The sequence below is a fragment of the Colwellia sp. genome (assembly GCF_013214175.1).
Taxonomy (GTDB): domain Bacteria; phylum Pseudomonadota; class Gammaproteobacteria; order Enterobacterales; family Alteromonadaceae; genus Colwellia.
This window is the reverse complement of the sequence record NZ_JABSPA010000003.1, coordinates 259,161-280,666: the sequence shown is the minus strand read 5'-3', so window position 1 is coordinate 280,666 and position 21,506 is coordinate 259,161. Positions and strand designations below refer to the sequence as shown.

17 protein-coding genes are annotated in these 21,506 nt (G+C 38.7%); 6 read left to right on the top strand and 11 right to left on the bottom strand.

Features of this window, described 5'->3' with window-relative positions; genetic code table 11:
- Positions 1 to 145 precede the first annotated feature (145 nt).
- The 6 genes from HRT55_RS09700 to HRT55_RS09675 all read left to right on the top strand — a co-directional run bounded on the left by HRT55_RS09700 (position 146) and on the right by HRT55_RS09675 (position 8,392).
- The gene (locus HRT55_RS09700) at positions 146 to 2,326 is read left to right on the top strand and encodes a malate synthase G (RefSeq protein WP_291620833.1); all 2,181 of its coding nucleotides are present in this window, start codon (positions 146 to 148) and stop codon (positions 2,324 to 2,326) included.
- Positions 2,327 to 2,807: 481 nt separating this feature from the next.
- Positions 2,808 to 3,260, top strand: coding sequence for a hypothetical protein (locus HRT55_RS09695; RefSeq protein WP_291620831.1), 453 nt, complete (start codon positions 2,808 to 2,810; stop codon positions 3,258 to 3,260).
- A 151-nt stretch (positions 3,261 to 3,411) separates the two neighbouring features.
- The gene (locus tag HRT55_RS09690; protein WP_291620830.1) at positions 3,412 to 5,865 is read left to right on the top strand and encodes a penicillin acylase family protein; all 2,454 of its coding nucleotides are present in this window, start codon (positions 3,412 to 3,414) and stop codon (positions 5,863 to 5,865) included.
- A gap of 77 nt (positions 5,866 to 5,942) precedes the next feature.
- Positions 5,943 to 6,329: an MAPEG family protein gene (locus HRT55_RS09685; protein WP_291610442.1), complete on the top strand. Its 387-nt coding sequence runs from the start codon at positions 5,943 to 5,945 to the stop codon at positions 6,327 to 6,329.
- A gap of 111 nt (positions 6,330 to 6,440) precedes the next feature.
- Complete coding sequence (locus tag HRT55_RS09680) at positions 6,441 to 7,616, top strand: chorismate mutase (protein ID WP_291620828.1); 1,176 nt, start codon at positions 6,441 to 6,443, stop codon at positions 7,614 to 7,616.
- Positions 7,617 to 7,732: 116 nt separating this feature from the next.
- Entirely contained in the window at positions 7,733 to 8,392 is a 660-nt protein-coding gene (locus HRT55_RS09675) for a GspH/FimT family pseudopilin (RefSeq protein WP_291620827.1), read from the top strand.
- Between the two features lie 93 nt (positions 8,393 to 8,485).
- Here the strand turns inward: HRT55_RS09675 and HRT55_RS09670 are convergent, their stop codons facing one another.
- The 11 genes from HRT55_RS09670 to HRT55_RS09620 form a co-directional block, all read right to left on the bottom strand.
- Positions 8,486 to 8,830 carry a TapY2 family type IVa secretion system protein gene (locus HRT55_RS09670; RefSeq protein ID WP_291620825.1) on the bottom strand — a complete coding sequence of 115 codons (345 nt, stop codon included), beginning with the start codon at positions 8,828 to 8,830 and terminating at the stop codon, positions 8,486 to 8,488.
- A gap of 1 nt (position 8,831) precedes the next feature.
- On the bottom strand, positions 8,832 to 9,263 hold the full coding sequence (locus HRT55_RS09665) for a type IV pilin protein (RefSeq protein WP_291620823.1): 432 nt from the start codon (positions 9,261 to 9,263) through the stop codon (positions 8,832 to 8,834).
- Between the two features lie 5 nt (positions 9,264 to 9,268).
- Positions 9,269 to 12,787: a PilC/PilY family type IV pilus protein gene (locus HRT55_RS09660; protein WP_291620821.1), complete on the bottom strand. Its 3,519-nt coding sequence runs from the start codon at positions 12,785 to 12,787 to the stop codon at positions 9,269 to 9,271.
- A 104-nt stretch (positions 12,788 to 12,891) separates the two neighbouring features.
- Entirely contained in the window at positions 12,892 to 13,380 is a 489-nt protein-coding gene (locus tag HRT55_RS09655) for a PilX N-terminal domain-containing pilus assembly protein (RefSeq protein ID WP_291620820.1), read from the bottom strand.
- Positions 13,381 to 13,409: 29 nt separating this feature from the next.
- Entirely contained in the window at positions 13,410 to 14,435 is a 1,026-nt protein-coding gene (locus tag HRT55_RS09650) for a PilW family protein (protein WP_291620818.1), read from the bottom strand.
- A gap of 23 nt (positions 14,436 to 14,458) precedes the next feature.
- The gene (gene pilV / locus HRT55_RS09645) at positions 14,459 to 15,019 is read right to left on the bottom strand and encodes a type IV pilus modification protein PilV (RefSeq protein WP_291620816.1); all 561 of its coding nucleotides are present in this window, start codon (positions 15,017 to 15,019) and stop codon (positions 14,459 to 14,461) included.
- A gap of 512 nt (positions 15,020 to 15,531) precedes the next feature.
- Positions 15,532 to 16,461: a 4-hydroxy-3-methylbut-2-enyl diphosphate reductase gene (gene ispH, locus HRT55_RS09640; RefSeq protein WP_291620815.1), complete on the bottom strand. Its 930-nt coding sequence runs from the start codon at positions 16,459 to 16,461 to the stop codon at positions 15,532 to 15,534.
- Between the two features lie 221 nt (positions 16,462 to 16,682).
- Positions 16,683 to 17,645, bottom strand: coding sequence for a PstS family phosphate ABC transporter substrate-binding protein (locus tag HRT55_RS09635; RefSeq protein WP_291620813.1), 963 nt, complete (start codon positions 17,643 to 17,645; stop codon positions 16,683 to 16,685).
- A 125-nt stretch (positions 17,646 to 17,770) separates the two neighbouring features.
- Complete coding sequence (phoR, locus tag HRT55_RS09630) at positions 17,771 to 19,078, bottom strand: phosphate regulon sensor histidine kinase PhoR (protein WP_291620812.1); 1,308 nt, start codon at positions 19,076 to 19,078, stop codon at positions 17,771 to 17,773.
- 43 nt (positions 19,079 to 19,121) lie between these two features.
- The gene (phoB, locus tag HRT55_RS09625) at positions 19,122 to 19,817 is read right to left on the bottom strand and encodes a phosphate regulon transcriptional regulator PhoB (RefSeq protein ID WP_291620811.1); all 696 of its coding nucleotides are present in this window, start codon (positions 19,815 to 19,817) and stop codon (positions 19,122 to 19,124) included.
- Positions 19,818 to 20,352: 535 nt separating this feature from the next.
- Positions 20,353 to 21,303 carry a porin gene (locus HRT55_RS09620; RefSeq protein ID WP_291620810.1) on the bottom strand — a complete coding sequence of 317 codons (951 nt, stop codon included), beginning with the start codon at positions 21,301 to 21,303 and terminating at the stop codon, positions 20,353 to 20,355.
- Positions 21,304 to 21,506 lie beyond the last annotated feature (203 nt).

Here is a 21,506-nt window from a genome sequence, read left to right as displayed (position 1 = left end):
TAATAAGCCATAGGATTATCATTAAGATTTATTTACCGCTCTGTTTCAAGGTAATCATCCTAAAATGACCTTTTGAAATAGAAACTTTCATACCAATATTCTTAATCCTTTTAACAGCAAGTTTTTGAAATAAGGCCAAGTAATAATGCCATCGACAGTAACCATAGAAAACTTAACCGTAAGCCAATGTCTTTTTGATTTTATTGAATATGAAGCATTGCCTGGCACCGCCATTAGTTCAAGTCACTTTTGGCAGCAGTTTTCAAAAATAATTAATGACCTAAGTCCCGAAAATCAACAACTATTAGTAAAGCGTGATGTTTTACAAGCGAGCATAGATAATTACCACCAAGACAATAAGCCGCTTAACTTTTTACACTATAAGCAATTTTTAGCGGATATCAATTATCTTGTTCCCCCTGTAGATGACTTTAGTATCAACACCTCTAATGTTGATAATGAGCTAGCTTTGATGGCAGGGCCGCAACTTGTTGTGCCAATAATGAATGCTCGCTTTGCTTTAAACGCAGTAAACGCACGTTGGGGCAGTCTATATGATGCACTTTATGGCAGTGATGCCATCAGTTATGAGGATGGCGCCGAGGCAACTAAAGCCTATAATCCAATACGTGGTAAAAAGGTGGTCGCTTTTGCCAAAGCCCATTTAGATCAAGCGCTGCCACTTGTTTCTGGCAGCCATACTCAAGCAGTTAGTTACCATTTAACCGAGCAACAATTGATGGTTACTTTAACTGACGGTCAACAAACCGCCTTAAAAACACCGTCAGCTTTTATTGGCTTTACTGGCAGTATTAATAAGCCAGAGTCATTGATGTTTATTCATAACGGCTTACATCTTAGTTTATTGTTTAATGACAAGAGTGTTATTGGTCAACAAGATGCTACGGGCTTAAGTGACATAGTGCTTGAGTCGGCTTTAACAACTATTATGGATTGCGAAGATTCAGTCGCTGCGGTAGATGGTGAAGATAAAGTATTAGCTTATCGTAATTGGTTAGGTTTAATGACAGGTAAGTTAACTGCCAAGCTAAACAAAAATGGTCAAACCATCACTCGTACCATGAACGATGATTTTAGCGTGCAAACACTAAACGGCGATACCGTGACCCTGAAAGGTCGCAGTTTAATGTTCGTTCGTAATGTTGGCCATTTGATGACAAATAATGCCATTATCGATAGCCAGGGTAATGAAATACCCGAAGGCATACTCGATGCAATGATCACCTCTTTGGTGGCCTTGCATGACTTAAAAGGTAATGGCGAATACTGTAACAGTAGTGAGGGTTCAATTTACATTGTTAAGCCAAAAATGCACGGTCCTGAGGAAGTGGCTTTTGCTGATACCTTATTCTCTCGAGTGGAAAAGGCTTTGTCATTACCAAGCAATACCATAAAAATGGGCATTATGGATGAAGAAAGACGTACCAGTGTCAATTTAAAGAACTGTATTTATGCCGCTAAAGATCGCGTGGTATTTATCAATACAGGCTTTTTAGACAGAACCGGCGATGAAATTCATACCTCAATGATGGCCGGTGCTATGGCAAGGAAAGCGGATATAAAACTAACGCCGTGGATTGGCGCCTATGAAGATAACAATGTTGATGTCGGACTTGCTTGCGGCTTTAGCCAAAAGGCGCAAATTGGTAAAGGTATGTGGCCAATTCCCGATCAAATGTCGAACATGTTGGCTACTAAAATAAATCATGTCGAGGCCGGTGCGAATACCGCTTGGGTACCCTCACCTACTGCAGCAACCCTACATGCTCTGCATTATCACAAAGTAAATGTATTTGCTTTACAAAAACAGCTGAGTCAGCGTAAAGTTGCCAATATCGACGATATTTTAACCATTCCACTTGCAGAAAATACTAACTGGAGTACAGCTGAGATTACTGCAGAGCTAGACAATAATTGCCAAGGGATTTTAGGTTATGTAGTACGCTGGATAGATGACGGTGTCGGATGCTCTAAGGTACCCGATATAAATGATGTCGGCTTGATGGAAGATAGAGCAACCTTAAGAATTTCCAGTCAACATATTGCTAATTGGCTGACACATAACATTTGTACTACTGAACAGGTACAAGCAAGTTTAGAGAAAATGGCCCGTATTGTTGATAAGCAAAATGCAAGTGATACTAGCTATCAAGCGATGAGCGATGACTTTAGCCATAGTATTGCTTTTAAAGCCGCTTCCGCTTTGATATTCAAAGGAGCTAAGCAGCCTAATGGTTATACCGAGCCTTTACTGCATCAATATCGTTTGGAAAAAAAACGTCAACTAAGTAGCTCTGAGTCTTAACCTTAATTATAGTTAGGGCATAGCTAAGTTCTAGCTAGGATAGAGATGAAGTTAGCATCAGCTTATAAACTTAAAAACTAACAACACTGGCGTTATGGTTACATCAACCTTAACGCCAGTGTTGTTTTTATTTAGCCGCCCTTCGGTAACGGTAATAAACTAGCCTTATAAATTTTATTGTTACTATTTCAAATAATTTGAAATATTTATCAACTGAAACAGTTCTATTAAAAAGAGTATATGGGTAAAATAACTGCCGGCATTGCGATGCAATGATTCTTTTAGCGGCTTTTGCTATCTACCGTGTGAAAGAAGCAACTTATCTCAACTTGCTAGCTTAATAATCAAACAACCAGTAAAGTAACATTTGTAACAATTGAGTAATCTTAAATAATAGATAAAGCTCAGAGGTAGGGTGCGACCAGGACGTAATCAGCACAATACTTAACCAATATATCGACAAAACTAAAGGATATAGGCAATGAAATCAATTAAATTACTATTAGTTAGCTTTACGATCACATTCGTAATCTTAATCAATATTACGCCTGCACTCGCCACGCCTTCAGTTGAAGTACAGTCTTTAAAAGTTAACCATATTTTGAGCCACCCGTACAATAATTATAAAATTATCAATCTAGTAGAAAGAAAACCTAGCAAAATAACTAGTCAATACCGTAATAGTTTTTCTACTGGTTTAATTCTGTCAAACCCTGCGATATTAACCGAAGAAAACTCACAGTTAACCATGGATGTTGTCAGTAAATCTAATGAGTTTTTTAATAGCGCTATGGTCTTTAGTGACAAACTAAACCAATTTATTTCATATTTCACCGCGCCTGTTAAAGGAAATACAGCAGAGCAGCTAGCGTCACCATCGACAAGCAAAGTGATAAAGGCAAAGTGTAAGAGCCAGAAAAGCTATAGTTTATAGCCCTAAATTGCATGCACAATATGCTATCCCAATTCCTTATTCTCGTTATTTATCTTGCCACTGCCTCTGCTTAAATAAAAGTAACTAAGAATACTCCCAAGCGACATTTTAAGTTACTCTGCTATATCAACTTTTATAGCTTGCCTTATCCATGACCAAAATAAAAAAAATACTCACCGGATTCTTACTTATCAGTTTATTAGTGTTAGCTACGGCATTAACTTGGCTTTACAGTAAAGTTGATAGCGCTTTACCACTGCTAGACGGGAAAAAAACCGTTTTTGGTTTAACTAAGACGGCAGTAATTGAGCGAGACAAACAAGGTATTGCCACGATAAAAGCTCAAAACAGAGCCGATATTTCTGTGGCGCTAGGATTTGTTCATGCACAAGAACGATTCTTTCAGATGGATCTGTTAAGGCGAAACTCAGCCGGTGAATTGGCAAGCCTATTCGGCCCTGTAGCACTGGATTATGATAAATCAATCCGTAAACATCGCTTTCGTGATCGCGCCAGAGCAATTGTAGCTCAGTTGCCGCAAGAGCAATTTGATTTAATTAAAGCCTATACTCGAGGCGTCAACCAAGGATTGAAGTATTTATACTCTTCGCCTTTTGAATACCTACTTCTTCAACAAGAGCCGGTTCAATGGAGTGAAGAAGACTCAATCCTAACTATTTTTAGTATGTATATAGATCTTCAATACCACGACGGTAGACGTGAACGTACACTCGGTTTGATGAAGGCAGTTTTATCCGGTGATGTTTACGCATTTTTAGATCCCAAAGGCAGTATATGGGATGCCGCAATTGATGGTAGTCAATTACCTCCATCACCTATGCCAAAAGGGGCTTGGCCTTCAGCATCAAGCGTTAACATCGATAGCAGCAATATCAGCAATAGCACAACATTAATAAGCAATGCAGAGTTAGCTAACAATATTGAAAATAGGTACCAAGGCGACCACCTGCCTGGGTCTAACAGCTGGGCTATTTCAGGGGCGTTAAGCGCGACAGGAAGTGCCATATTAGCCAATGACATGCACCTTGGTATTCGTGTACCTAATACTTGGTTTCGTGCTTCTTTTGAATATCCACATATTAGAATTGAAGGTTTAAAATCCGTTACTGAGCAAATTAAAGTTACTGGCGCTACCCTGCCAGGCACGCCAAATATGGTTATTGGTAGCAATGGTAATATTGCTTGGGGCTTTACCAACAGCTATGGCGACTATAGTGATGTAATTGTGCTAACCAGTAATGCTGATGACACCCAATATTTAACACCTACAGGCTACCAAGACTTTACTTTTCATAAACAAGTAATCGCCATTAAAGGTCAAAAAGGCCAAGAGATCACGATAAAGGAAACAATCTGGGGGCCCGTTATTGGTAAAGACCATCAAGGAAATTCACTTGCTTATCGCTGGGTTGCTCATGATAAAGAAGCGGTCAACTTAACTGCTACTCAATTAGAGCAGGCGCAAACGGTAGCGCAGGCTTTAAATATTGCTGCTCGCTCAGGTATTCCTTCTCAAAATATACTGGTAGCGGATAAAAACGGCGCGATTGGTTGGACTATTATGGGGCCAATCCCCAACAAGAAAGGCACAATTGGTGAAACACCTCAATCTTGGAGTTCCGGAGATAATAGTTGGCAAGGTTACTTAACCCCGGCACAATATCCTCAGATTTCAAACCCAGAAAATCAAAGGTTATGGACCGCTAATTCCAGAGTTGTTGGCGGTGAAATGTATGCAAAACTTGGCAATGGTGGCTATGCGCTGGGTGCTCGTTCAAAGCAAATTAGAGATAATTTACTATCCCAAGAACAATTTGACGAACAAGCCCTACTTAACATCGGCTTAGATGATGAAGCCATTTTTTTGCAACGCTGGCAGCAGTTTATTCTAGAAACGGTATTAACCGAACAAGTTCTTGCCCAACATAGCAACTTTGCGCAAGTAAAGAGCTTGTTAGTAAGCCCTGAGGCTTTACGAGCTAGCATTGACTCGGTTAGCTATCGCTTAGTACGTAATTTTAGAATTAACCTCAGAGACAGTGTTTTCTTCGAATTAAACACTAGTTTAAAAAATATTGATCAAGCTTTTAATTTCAAGAGCATTCGCCACCAAATAGAAACACCGCTATGGCAACTAATTAATGAACAACCTCAGAACTTTATGATGTTAGGAGAACATAGTTGGCAAGAGGTATTTACTCAGGCACTCGCGTTAACCATTTCCGATATGTCGAAAGACCAACCACTAAGTGCTGCGACCTGGGGTCAACAAAATAGCTCGGCGATTAAGCACCCGCTGAGTAGTGCCCTGCCTTTATTAAATTATTGGCTTGATATGCCAGGCAAAGCGTTAGCGGGTGATAGTTATATGCCGAGAGTACAAGGCAAAGCCTTTGGCGCCTCAGAACGTATGGTGGTATCGCCAGGTTATGAAAGTGACGGCATATTTCATATGCCGACTAGCCAATCGGGTCACCCATGGAGTCCTTATTATGGCGTTGGGCACAGTGACTGGGAACAAGGTATTGCTTCGCCATTTTTACCGGGAAAGACACAGTACAAGTTGACCTTAGTTAGCTATTAATTTTTCTTCGGTAGCGTTAACTAAATTGACACCAAGATAACATTCAATGACGAATAAAATTCAATAACGAGATAAACATGACTATTTTAATTATTTGCTTATTTATAGCACTACTTTTACCACTGCTGGCAAAAGGCCCGGTGGCTTTTGCTATGGCTAAACTTGGTGGCTACAATAACAATCACCCAAGGGAGCAGCAAAGTAAATTAACAGGGTTTGGTGCGCGAGCCCTAGCAGCCCATCAAAATGCTTTTGAGTCAGTTATTCTTTTCGCCCCTGCTGTCATTTTAGCGCTGGCAACAAACAACATGCAGCAAACTATAGTAGTCTTGGCCGTCGTTCATGTTATTGCAAGAGTGCTTTATAACATTTTCTATTTGTTAAATATTAGCCTGTTAAGATCAATAGTATGGGCTATAGCCACCCTATGTAGCTTTGCTATTGTATTTCAATGCATTCCCTAAATAGCACTGATTAACAAAAAACGTCTAAAGAAACAGTTGACACTATTTAGCTAAGCTAGCTAGAGTAACTACTCAAACCAAACGGTCAATCAACAATAAAAAGGTAAACAAGTGAGCGAGAAGTTAGATTTAAATGAGATACGACAAGAGATAACGCTTTTAGATCAAGATTTATTAGCTTTGTTTGCCAAACGTCGAGCGTTAACACTTAATGTTGCCAAGAGTAAGGTTCAACAAATACGCCCTATTAGAGATCAACAACGCGAACAAGAACTGTTAATACGCTTAATTAAGCATGGTAAAACCTTAGGTTTAGATGCTCACTATGTTACCAGTGTATTTCAAACGATTATTGAAGACTCGGTATTAAATCAACAAGCTTACTTACAAACGTTAGCCAATCCTGACATTCAAGTGCCAACAGTAAGCGTAGCCTTCTTAGGTGATAAAGGTTCATATAGCTACCTTGCTAGTCATCGCTATTTTTCACGTCGAGCTGAGAAAATCATTGAATCAGGTTGCCAAAATTTTTCTGACATATTAAATCAAGTAGAATCAGGACAAGTAGATTACGGCATGCTGCCGATAGAAAACACTAGCTCTGGTAGTATTAACGAAGTTTATGATTTACTACAGCATACCAACCTCTTCATTGTTGGTGAAATAACACAGCCAATAGAGCATTGTTTGCTAACGTCGGTAAATACAAGCTTAGCTAAAATAAAAACCATATACGCACACGGACAGCCCTTTGCGCAATGTAGTAACTTCCTAGATAAGCAAACGGACATTCGCATTGAGTATTGTGATAGTACAGCTGATGCCATGGCAAGAGTTGCTGATTTACAAGATGAGACCACTGCAGTTATAGGTAGCGAAGAAGGTGGTCATCTATATCAATTACACGCGTTAGAGCAGTCTATAGCTAATCAAACTGAAAACCATTCCCGCTTTATTTTAGTTGCTCGAAAAGCCGTTGATGTGGCAGAACAAATACCTGCGAAAACCGCGATTATACTCTCAACAGGTCAAAAAGCCGGTGCCTTAGTCGAGTGTTTATTAGTGCTGAAAGATAAAGGTATTAATATGTGCAAACTTGAGTCTCGCCCTATTCAAGGACGCCCATGGGAAGAGATGTTTTATATCGATGTCGAAGCCAATTTAAATAGTTTTGCTCTACAAGAGGCCATTAACGATATTACTCCGCATACGAATTTCATTAAAGTGCTAGGCTGCTACCCTATAGAACATATCAGCCCAACAAGTGTACCCAGTAGCGAGCTATAAAGTGTAACCACATTAATACGGCTATATATCGTTAACCTCGACGATATATAGCACTAGCGAGTTTTATGGGAAAGTGTTATAAATATTATCTAAGTTGTATTATTTGGTTAAATATTATGCAGTACCTACATTCAAGTTTAGAGAAACAAAGTTCTATCGCCCCCTTACCTAAAAGCCATGATTTAATTAACCTTAGTGCTGTTTCCTCTTCAATAGACAATATAGCACCAGCTAAAAGCCCCAAAAAAATCACAGCGAATTACAAAGGATTTTCTTTAGTTGAGTTAATGGTAACTATTGCAATTGCTGGTATTGCTCTGGCCATAGCCCTACCTAGTATGAATAGCTTTACCGTACAAATGCGAGTTGATAATGAAGTAGCGGAAATTCAACGCCTTTTAATGACCACCCGAAATGCCGCAATAAACTCCGGATTAAATGCTACTTTATGCCCATTAAACGAAAATGATACTTGTCAAAACACTCTAGTTTGGACTGGTAGAATTGGGGTGATTTCAGTTGATGGCTTAATAAAAGAAAAGGCTGCAATTAAAGCAGGTGATAAGTTAGATTTTGCTTTTTCTACCGTAACTTATAATGCAAGCGGACAACTAGATACTAACAATGTTGATGTGTTCAGCTATTGTCCTAATGGATTAAATGACTTCTCGCGAGGTGTCGATGTATCACTTTCAGGTAGGACTTACCTAAGCTCCGATAGTGATGGTGACGGTATTGATGAAGACAGAAGTAAGAATAAAATAGTCTGTAATTAGTTATTTGCTAGTTATTAATTAACTCTTATTTTAATATTAAAAAAGCGATGCTCGCTAGGAATTATCGCTTTTTAACATAACACTATAAATTCTCTAACGCTCAGTTTTCTTATCCAATGACTGTGATTTTTGGCTAGTAAAGTCTTCCTTATCCAATACACATTCATAAGCTCGATATACTTTTATTTTTTTAGTCGACTTTTGAGTTAATACTCTTTTTCCTACTATTTTATTGGTCAGTTTACTGAATTTTTCAGCTTTAATACGATAAAAGATAATAGCTTCGCTACCATCTACTAAAACAACGTGGCATTTAGCGTTTACTTTTTTATTCTTTTCAATATTTTTATTATTGCTGCCCTCACTTAGCATCGCAGCTTGAGCAGAAAAAATTGAGAGTATAAGCACACAACAAGTTGATATAATAAAGTTTTTCATATTATCCTTCCCAACAGACCGCAGGTGTTTTACTACCTGTGTCAGTTATTTCGATTTTAATACAGTCTGTATCATTAGTGGCTTGTGTACCTTGCGCTGTTGCCGTTAAAGTAAAAGTACTACCTACCACTGTTGCCGAAATTTTATAATGTTTATTTGGTGTTTCGTATACAGTTGAGGTACCAACTAAATCACTCATATCAGCGGTATATGCTCGACTATCAACAAATAGCTGCTCTTGCAAGTTTGCTAAGCGAACTAACTCTCTAGGAGCTTCAGATCTATTCGAACGCACCACATAATCAACATATGATGGATAGGCAACTGTTGCGAGTATGCCTACAATAGCTACAGCGATCATTAGCTCAATTAAGGTAAAGCCGTACGCACTATTGGCTATCCCATTATCTTTAATTGCATCATTTTTTATCATAAGTGTTAATTCTCTGTTACATATAAATAAGTTCGTAGCGTTTGCAGTTTAAAACCTACTGGTATTATTTCCCGACCTACGATGATATTGCCATCAGGCTCTGAAATTCCGGTATCAGGGTCCAATTTTGGTGTGACAATTAAAGTAGGTGCCCCTAAAAATTGTTCGCTGATAAAGATTTTTCTATCATCTGGATTATCAGGGTCTTCAGTTGGCGATTCAAATCTACTAATTCCTAAAGACAAATCAACCGCATATAACCAGCCTTGGCCATTAGGAATATCACAACTTGTTGAGCTAACGCTCGATAAAGGTGGAGTATAAGTGGTGAAATAAACCACATTATTTATAACCAAAGCAGAAGATGTGTTTTTTTCGCCGGGTAATCCTAAGTCCATAAACCAGCCCGACTTCAAACTTACTTGCAGAGATAGCGTCTCTTTCTGTTGAGAAGTTAAGGTCTCATCAAAAGGATTATCAGTGTAATCAGCTAGGTCACCTATCACTATTGGTGGACTTGGCATGGCTGGTGTACTACTAGCTGTAAATTGTTGAGTGGTAATATTATGGTCTTTGATCATAAAGAATGTATCATTAGTATCCGTTCCGAGCGGATTAGATCTATCGCCACTGCCAATTAACACAGCATCGTAGGGGATATCTTGCTGAACAATTATAGCCTTACCACTAGAGTCCTTTTGACCTGAATCAATAGTTTCGGAAATGAAAGCACGAACCATACTCGGTTCATTAAAGAACCTCCTATCATCAGCTAAGGTATCACCACCAAAACTAGCTAATTTAAATACCGATATTTCACTTTTAAGGTTACTTGGCATATCTATACGCCAGACATTACCGCCAGTATCACCCGCATAAAGGCGATCAGTTAGGCCATCGCCATCACTATCAATTACTGCAATACTCGATGGGATGCTATCTGTGCCAGCAAAAACGGTGTTTCCCTTTGGCGCTAAACTCCAAATCAAGGTACCCTGTTCAGCATCAACCATATAAATCGCTTTGCCGACACTATCAGCTCCATTGATTCCACCAACAGCATGAGAGTCTTTTTCTGGATCATAACCACCACCAAACACTAATACTGGCTTAGCTACAGTTGTTGAGGCATTAAACTTAGAATAGGTAATTTTTGGTTGAGACCAAGATTGGCCTAACTCTTCAAAAGGGTCATCTTCTATACCGCCTTTGATTTTCCACATTACCTCAGGTGCAGCTGGGTTTGTAACATCCATGGCGTAGTAGGAGTTACCACCACGTCTAAAACCGAAGAAAAGCCAAGCTTTATCACCATCAGCGCTATTAACAATACCATCACCATTTTTATCAACGATATGGGCTGTAATAAGACCATCAATACCATACACTTTTTCAGCGGTACTTAAGTTATCTCGTAAAATAGGTGTATTAGCTAAAAACTCTTTCGGCATAAATGCCCATTTTTCTTCTATGGTATTAAGCGTATCATTATCTTTAAACATATGCAGCACACCTTGATTGGTGCCGACAACAATATAAATATCATTATTACCAAAATTGATAACGACCGGTTTAGAGTGTAGCGGATCGCCAAATACATCAGCTCGAATGTCATCACTAAGACCGTCTTCATCGTCATCATCAACATCAATGCCATTTATCCAATCTAGGCTAGCTTGGATACTGGTTTCATCATTAGTAACACCTAAAACTACCGCTAACTCAGCTGGCGTTGGATATGCTGTGCTACTCGTTGCATCTGTGTAAGTTAAGCCTACTAAAGCGTAATTATCGCCTAAATCACTTAAAATGACTCGGCCAGTTTTATTACGCAGCATTTCAGCAACACCACCTTCACCTACTAAGTCGCCATCAACACTGCTTGACCAGTAACTTTGTACGTCTTCAGAGAAGTGACCGTTTGTTTCATTAATGGCAGCGACACCATTAGCTCCTATTTGAACACCATTAGTAACTTTATATTTTTTTAGGTTACCTTGCCACCTAGGACGTCTGGACGGTTCAAACATTGAGTAATAAACAGAGTCCAGTGTTTCTGTCCTATCAAAATTATTTGAAGCAACTGAAGCAGAAGTTAAACTATCATTACTAGGCTCTATATTGGCTAAGACAGCAGTTAATGCCGCGGTTAACGATGCACTATCGGTTGCAGGAAAGTATTCCCCGCCCCCCCGTATTGCTGTTTCAGCAAGCACCGGTGCGGCATCAGTTATATTTGCACCAAAACCTATGGTATAAACTTCAGCGTTTTGCCGACCGGCTATTGTCGAATGTATATCGTTATTGTACATCCAACCCGCAAGGGCTGGTAAATAACTGTTATATGTACTAGACCCAACTGTCCAATAGAACTTATCAGTCGAGGTGATTTTAACTTGCCCTGATGCACCTATCGCTTCAATAAGCCCATTTGCTTGAGTATCACTGGTTGGTTCGCCATCAGAAATCATCACTATATAAATGGTTTCATTACATGCAGTAAAAGGCTTTGAATAGTTACTTCCACTTTCAATCGTTGTATCTCTTGCTGGATTATAATCATAACTATCGTATATATAATCGTCACCATACCAAACAGTCTTACCACTAAGATATTGATAACTTTCAAATAATGACTCACATAAAGGGGTACTACCGCTTGCCACTAGATTGTTAGCATGATTATTGTCTTCGACAAAGTTTAACAAGTCAGTTTTAGCACTAGCTGTGGTCTCCTTAAGACCATGTATAATACGACCGCCATTACCATTACGATTAAAAATTTGTAAACCAAAATCAACACCTGGAGATGAATTAATTAAGTTAGTAACACTTTCTTTCGCCACTTCCATGCGCGTTCTAGGCTCAGGGACAACACCGTAATAATACCAACGAAGGTAATGAGCGCTATATAGAGTAACTATTTGGCTCCAACTGCTAGCATCCGAATTTGCTGCTGAAGTAGTATAATAGATAGGTGAACCATTTGAACTTTGATAATCAACCGGGTAACCCGCAGGCAGCACAGTTCCATCTTGGTGCTGTCCATTATTAGAGTTAACTGCAACAAGATCCTCTTTACAATCCAAAACCTTGATATTATTACCGTTACTAGGAAGGTTCCGCCATTCTTTTCTATTTTTCTTATAGCGTTTTATTTTCCCGGTAAAAACACCAAGTGTTGTAAGTGCATCACGCGATTCAGCACAGCCATTAATAGCGGTAATAAACCGTCTTCCTGAATCAAGCTCCGGTATATTAGAAGAAGTCGTATAGTAAATATAATCTTCTGAGTCCGGAGTACCATAACTCCCACTAGGATCATAGGGCGCTCTAAAAACATCATCTTCCGTCCTCATACTACCTGAGGTATCAAATATTATGAGAACTTTTGGTCGCCTTTCTGCCTCTAGGGCCGTTTCACTGACATATAATTCAATATCCTCCGCCAAACCAGCCGTTGATGCCAGTAATAAAAAGACGGCAAAACCACTAAAAACTATATTACTAACGGCTTTAGCCATGCTACTTATTTCCTTTGACAAATTCATGTTAATTCTCCAAACAAACAACGAGTGTCCCGTGGGGTTACCTAAAACTAAAAAGAATAGTGCTTTAAAGTACTCTTTTACTTTAATAGCTGTTGTGCGATACCGGAGTCTGCCGAAATAGTACTTTTTCCTGTTCGACCATAGGTTCGGTTAGCTCTCACTGTTAACATATTACAACTAAAGACTTCTGTTGAAGATGCCATCTTCAAGTGTGGGCAAGCAATATCTAAGTTATAGGTATTGTTTGCCACATCAACTCTAGCATCCGCTTGTGTTACCGTTCCTGGTAGTAAAATGGCTTGATCTGTAATTGGAAAGTTACCTACTACGGGTCTACTAAAGCTATTGTCTTTACCTGGGCCTACTTGATTAAACACAACTTCATCAACGGCGCTAACAACTTCTTGCAATGCAACAACTTTCTCTTCACTTGCCCCTGACATTTTCATATCTGTGGTGCTATTTTGCATTAATGCTGCAGCCACAGCAGTTAGGGCAACTAAAAACACAAGTGAAACGATAAGCACTATACCGCCCTGCTTCGCCTTACTAGGTGATTTATTCATATCATTCTCTCTTATAAAAGCTTTATTAATCATTGCCAAGCATCCACGCTCGAATTATACAAAGTTACAGTTGAACTAAAAAGTAAACGGCGATAGTTATCATTTACAGCAAAAGGCAAATCCCCTAGCTGGTAAGTATTCGTATTTGTATATTTGTTATCCTGACGAATACCGCGGGCTAGAACAAATATTTTAACCGCTAATATTCTGCTACCACCGGCATTATCCCAGAACGCTTGCGTCATATTATTCGCAGAAATGAAGGCATCTACCACGCCATAGCCTGGTAGCGAAGGATCTGTAGTGGTATCAACACCGTACATAAAACGTATTTTTTCAATTCCATCAATTACTGGAGAGAAACTCATATTAAAATTAGCCAAGCGACCTTGCATTAACACAGGAACAAAGTTGTCACCAACAGGCTCTTCTCTAACATAGTAAACATGATGTTGATATTGCCATAGCCTTGAATTATCAACTGAAGGCACAGGTGAACCATGCGCAAAAACGGCCCCGGTAGTTAAATTTGAGCTCAAATAATAATTCCCAGCAATTGTTACCGCTGGTGCAACTATAGGGTTAGCAATAACTCTTTTTAGCTGAATAACATCAGATCCCGTCATAGTTCGAGTCCCTTCAGGCATAGAAAAGCAACTTAGTGGGTTATCAGCTATACCAGTATGAGTTTGCCCCCACAAAGTCCTGAAAGGTCCAATGTTTTGAGGGAATGTGCCATTATTAACTCCCGCGCCAACACAGTCAGTACCGGGGGCGCCTGGAATAGCAATTAAACTAGACTGACTAAATGTTCCGGAAAGATCTCCCCAAAAATTCTGTCTAAGTAAGTCATCGGTCAATACACTGATGGCAAAACGACCATTTTCTTGTAACTCACCATAACTGGAAGTTTCTGCTGTCGTGGTGCGCATGCCAACAAATATACTCATTACACCAGCGAAAAGTACTAATCCAACAGATAGTGAGATCATTAGCTCAACTAAAGTGAAGCCTTGTATTTTTGGGTGTACTTTAGAGGTTATCAATTTTCCCATACTGAATCCAATACCATAATTTGTTAAATAATAAATGCTTGAACAATAACTTGACGTCTTTTTTTCCCCGCGGCGCCACAACTTTCGCTTTTCTTGCTATCCGAAATCTCAGTTCTACCTTGCCAACTAACAACTATAGTTAAAGCATTGCCAGATTGAGAAATACAACCACGACCACCAATTAGACCACCTGCATTTTTACCGCCAGAAGTTACATCACCACCAACTAATGCCAACTCCCATTCATATCTGTCATTCGTTACCATTTGGGTTGGAGTACACTGTGCATTTTCTCGATTACACCTTACCGCTGGCACTGCATCTAGATTTTCGCCATAGTCACTTGTCGCATATCCAGCTAAATTATCTACACTGTTTGCTCTTATTCGAGCAATGATATCTTGTGCTAAGCTAGATGCAAGGGAGCGTTGCATTGCATCAAAACTCCCTTGTTTGGCTGTGGCTTGCATTGCAACTGAACCTAAAATTCCAGTTACAATGATAACTACAGCAATTAAAACTTCAATAAATGTCATACCTAGCTGGGTATTTTTGCATTTTGGAGCTATAAAATGGTTATTCATAAGTAGCCTGTTTGATTAAAGTAGTATTAATTGAGGGGCGAGAACAAGGCAATAAAATCTTGCTAGTAGCTAAATAAAGCGAAGAACTCAATGTACTGAGTATATTATAAAAGAGTAAAAGGTGAAGGCGATAAGAGCCTCTGCTAGAAAGCATTCGAAGGTTTTTAGGTTTTAACTGCATAATTAACTACCCTACCATTTCCATGGCTAATATTTAGCTATACTGTATACGTACAAGAACACAGAGTTCACTTGGGATACATACAAACAGCACAACTCACTAAGAGTAGTTTTTCTAACACTTCATCATTATTTTTAATGTGTACAGCTACTACTCACGGTTTCAGCCCAACTTAATCAGAACCAAAACACTAATACTGCTTCATTAATGATTAGAAATAGATTTCTTTGATCCAAATTAACCGACAACTGTACATTAGCACTATGTGAATTAAATTAACAACATAGCGCTAACATAACAAGTTATTTTACGTTCAACTAGTAAATTAAGACTAGCGCAATTCAGCTGGGACTGCAAATACTATGCTTTCTTCTTTACCAGGATGCTCAATAACCTCATGACCACCATAGCTTTTTAAAGTCTCAACAACTTGTTTAATGAGTACTGCTGGAGCCGATGCACCTGCGGTCACTCCCACTTTATCTACTCCGGTTAACCAGTCAATTTCAATATTTTCTGCGGTATCAATTAAATAAGAAGTCACTCCCATTTTACTGGCCAATTCTTTCAGGCGATTAGAATTAGAGCTGTTTTTTGCACCAACAACCAACATAAGATCAACTTTATCAGCTATTTCACGTACAGCATCTTGACGATTTTGAGTTGCATAACAAATATCGTCTTTACGCGGCCCTTCAATAAGTGGGAACTTTTCTTGAAGTGCAGTGATAACATCCATAGTGTCATCTACTGATAAGGTGGTTTGGCTGCAAAAGTATAGTTTTTCTGGATTTTTAACCACTAGGTTAGCCACATCTTCAGCTGACTCAACCAAGTAAATACCCGCAGAGTCACTACTATATTGTCCCATGGTGCCTTCTACTTCGGGGTGTCCTGCATGGCCGATAAGAATACATTCGATATCTTTACGGCTGACACGAGATACTTCCATATGAACTTTGGTTACTAAGGGGCATGTCGCATCAAATACTTTTAATGCTCGAGCTTTAGCTTCATCCCTTACCACTTTAGAGACGCCATGAGCACTGAAAATCACGGTGTTATCGTCAGGTATTTCATCAAGTTCATCAACAAAGATAGCGCCACGTTTTTTTAAGCCATCAACAACAAACTTGTTGTGTACTACTTCATGGCGAACATAGATAGGCGCGCCAAATAAATCTAAAGCGCGTTCAACAATGCTGATTGCTCTATCAACACCCGCACAAAAACCACGAGGGTTTGCTAAAATAATTTCCATACCTTTCCTTCAAAATAAGCAACAACAAAAGCTGTTTATATTATATCAATGAAACAAAGTAATTATCTATCTTTTAGCGTTAGTTGTATGACTTAGAAAATTGATTATCAATTTGAGGGGGGATTAATGCAGTAAACAAGGGGATAAAATAAAGCGAACTTTAATTCAAGTTCGCTTTATTTGCTTCAGCTGAGTAGTGCAGCCTAATAAATAATAAAACTTTAAAGCAGTCCTAACTTCTTATACTCTTTAGCCACTACCTTGCTAGGTAAAGGGATATAACCATCTTTTTCAACAATGGCTTGACCCGATTTAGACAGTATCATTTTCAAGAATTCAGCTTCCATAGGTGGCAGTGACTTATTAGGGTGTTTATTTACGTAAACATATAAATATCTTGATAATGGATATTTCCCTGAAATAGCATTTTCCATATTAGCTTCAATATAATCGTGGCCTTTTTTAGCTAAAGGCAAAGCACGTACTCCAGATGTACGGTAACCAATACCTGAGTAACCGATACCGTTCAGTGAAGCGGATACTGACTGAACTACAGATGCTGAGCCTGGTTGCTCATTGACACTATTTTTAAAGTCGCCCTTACATAAAGCTTTCTTTTTAAAGTAGCCATAGGTACCAGAAACAGAGTTTCGGCCATACAACTGCACATCTTTACCTGTCCAAGCGCCTGATAAACCAAGATCTCCCCAACGGTCAATATCCTTATCAGCTCCACACTTACGATTATTAGAGAATATAGCGTCGACTTGAGCAATTGTTAACCCTTTTATCGGGTTATCTTTATGAACAAATACGGCTAAGGCATCGATAGCCACTCTAACTCGAGTTGGTTTATAGCCATAACGTTTTTGAAAAGCTTCAATCTCGCGCATTTTCATTTTACGACTCATAGGGCCAAGGTTGGAAGTGGCTTCAGTTAAAGCCGGTGGAGCAGTTGATGACCCAGCGGCTTGAATTTGTATATTTACATTTGGGTAAGTGCGCTTAAAATCTTCGGCCCAAAAAGTCATCATATTTGCCAAGGTATCAGAGCCAACTGAAGATACATTGCCAGATATACCACTAACTTTTTTATATTCCGGTAGATTTGCATCAAGCGCCAGTGCAGAAAAACTAACTAAACTTGATAAACTAATAATACTTAATACTTTTTTTAAACTCATGGTGTCTCCAATAAGAGTTTGAACTGTTTGGTTATGCACACTATACGAAGTGAATATGACAATTATATGGATGTTTTATGACAGGATTATGACGGACAACTATAAAACAATATTTAACTTCAATATTAGCTAGCCGTAGACTCAGATAAGATACTTTTATCAAAATAAATTGAAAATTCACTACCTTGGCCCCAATGGCTATTAATAACCAATTCAGCTTGATGGTGATGCAAAACGTGCTTTACTATTGCTAGCCCTAGACCAGAGCCACCAGTATCTCTAGATCTCGACCTATCAATACGATAAAAACGCTCAGTTAAACGATTAACATCTTCAGGTTTAATGCCATCTCCGTTATCTTTGACAGAAAAAACAGCTTTATCGCCCTGTAGCTGCCAACTCACATCGATACAACCATTTGCCGGAGTATAGGCAATAGCATTAGATAAAAGGTTAGCACAAGCACTTTTAAGCTCAGTTTCACAACCAAAAACGTAAACGTTGGTGCTAATATCTAGGGAAATTTGGTGCTGCTTTTCCTGATTAAGCCAAGCGACCTCATCAACCAAGCTAGTAATTAATTGGCCCATATCAACCCATTGTTTTTCATCATTACTATTGTTTTCTACTTTCGCCAGATTAAGTAATTGCTCAACGAGACGGTCCATGCGAGAGACTTGACCTTCAATAGTCTGAAATGCTTTTTGCCAATGAGGATCAAATTCTTCTTTTGAGGCTTGAATCATTTCAACATAACCGCGAACAACGGTTAAAGGTGTTTTTAATTCATGTGAGACATTGGCAACAAAGTCACGGCGCATATCCTCTAAACGCTGGAGATTAGAAATATCCCTAGCCAAGAGGAGAACATGCTCGCTACCATACGCCATAATACGTATCTCTAATTGCACCGCTGGATGTACAGGTGAAATTAACAGACAAGGTGATTCAAAATTCTCTAACGCTAAATAATCAGAAAATTCTGGCGCACGCAACAAGTTATCGATTCGTACACCAAAGTCATCGGGCCATCTAACACCCAAAAGTCGCTGTGCTTTTTTATTGCCCCATTCGATGGTTAATTCTTCTGATAACATCAATGCCGCATCAGGAAGCGCTTCAGCACCATCACGAAAACGGCGAATTTTTTCATTCAACTGCTTTTGTTTATTTCGCTGCAGCTTAATTTGCCGGTATAGACCATCATATAAGTATCCCCAAACACCACTTGCTTGCGGAGGAGACAGTGCCTTTGATTGCCATAACCATTTAATTAACTTAAATAGGTGATGATAATGCCATATTAATAAGAATATGCTGCTTGCCAGCATAACTAACAGTACGTAATCGAATAACCATCCAACGAAAGCGCTTGCAATCAGTATGGCCAATAAACGAGAAACTATATTTTTAAAAGATAAACGAAAATACATGATTGCCTAATTATTTTGCAATATCAACATAATGACCGGAAGTTTACTTCTTTAATTTACCAGAAAATCGGTAGCCTGCACCACGTACCGTTTGTACAAATTCCTCATGACCTTCACCTGAAATGGCTTTTCGCAAACGTCTTATGTGCACATCAACCGTTCGGTCTTCAACATAAATATTGGTACCCCAAACATTATCAAGCAACTGTTCACGGGAATATACCCTTTCAGGGTGAGTCATAAAGAAGTGTAATAATCTAAACTCGGTAGGCCCTAGCGCTAAACTATTGCCGTTAATAGCCACACGATGGGAGACGGGATCGAGTTTTAGACCATGAAAGTCCACTTCTTCTTCCAGAGACGTAGGTGAAACACGACGAATAACCGCCTTAATACGGGCTATAAGCTCTTTTGGGGAAAAAGGTTTAGTCACATAGTCATCGACTCCTGCTTCAAAGCCTTTTACCTTATCATCTTCATCACTTCGGGCTGTTAACATAATGATAGGGATGTTACGGGTGTATTCATTTTGCTTTAGTTTCTTTGCCAAAGAAACCCCTGTGCCACCAGGTAACATCCAGTCGAGTAAGATTAAATCTGGGTAGGGTTCACGAATTTTTTCCAAGGCTTGCTCGATATCACACGCTTCAATCGCATTAAAACCATTTTGATCTAATACAAAGCTAATCATTTCCCTAATTGGGGTCTCATCCTCAACGACTAAAATATTCCGACTCATGTATACACCCTAATAATATGACTTACTGATAGGCCTAATGTTAATAAATGAATATTAACAAAAGATCACACTCGATAGGTTATTGTGCATAAGTTAAATGACACTTTTATGACAATAAGAGAAATTTGTTGATATATATACCATTTCGCATAAAGAAGTGATCACTTAGAACTGCATGGGTGACATTAGAACAATCAAAATATGCGTAGTTATAGTTATTCTACATCAAGCATATTTTGTGAAATTATCATGGTGTTTCCAAAGAGCGAGTTTTAAAGGATGATATACTGCGTTATTTATTATGATAAGGACGCTGCATAGATGCAGCTTAATAGAGAATGCAGGAGCCTATTCCTCCTGAATAACCCCTTACCTGCAATCAATGCCTTGCCTATTAGCCTTTAAACTCTCGCTAAATGATCATTTTATTATACGGATTGGTATTGACTAGACTTTAAACGTAAGCAAGAAAAAAGTCGCTGATGCGACTTTTTATTGATAATTATTTACTAAGCACTACTAATGCTATTAAAATTTAGAACTTATACTGAATACCCGCAGCTAAATAATCTTGGTCGTTATCGCTATCTAAATCAAAGTTAGTATAAAAAACATAGAGCTTAGTACTTTTCGCAAGTTTGTAATCTATACCCGCAGTTAAGCCACTACGGTTGTCACCATCTTTATGATCTGCACCTTGAAACTGTCCTTTTAAGGTAAGGTTATCAAAAGAATACTTGGCTGAAACCATCACACCGTCCATTTCAGCACCTGTTTCAATCTCTTCTTGACTTTGTAACATCAAACCTAAAGTGATGCCTGCAATTTTACCCGATACAGTAGCGCGCATTGTATCAAAGTGCCCTGAAACTGCGCCATCTTTGGACTTTCCTTTCACATCAGAATCAAATGCAACTGCAGCATAGATTTTTGATTTCTTTAAGCTCTTATCACCGTAAAAAACAGCCATAGAGTAAGCATCTTCTCCATCTAACTCGTCTTCAGCCATATAGGTCAAGCCTAACTGTAAACCTTTAAATTTAGGTGATTTATAACTTAGGGTATCACTTAAGCGATTTTCACCAACCCAAAGGTGTTTGATATCACCATTGTGATCACTAAAGATATCCACTTTACCTTGAGACTGTTTTAACATGGTATCATTTTTGCCAAGTAGAACTTCGCCAAACAAGCCACGTAAACCGATATATTGGTTACGCCCTTTGAAGACATCACTGCTATCACCGTCCATATCTACTTCAAATTCAGCTTTATAGACAACTTCTAGGTCTTGACTTAATTCATGAGTGCCTTTAAAACCAATTCGTGAAGCGTTGCTTTTAATTTCAGTAAATTTACCGTCGCCTTCATCTGATGACTGAACTGAAATATCTGCTCTACCATAAACATCTACAGATGCAGCCATGGCAGGTACTGTGGCAGTATAAAACATTGCGATTAGTAGTGCTTTTTTCGTAAATTTCATTTTGTTAAACCTTGAGTAATTAATGATTGTTCAATTATTATAATTTGGCGGTTTTATCTTCAGTTTGTTGTAATGAAATATTTAACTTTCGGTAAAAAACGATAATATGTTTCATAAACATCCCTAAATAATAAACTGTAAGTAAGTTGACTAATTTATAGTTGAACACTCTACAAGATCTTTATTACGCTTTTGTTACGGTC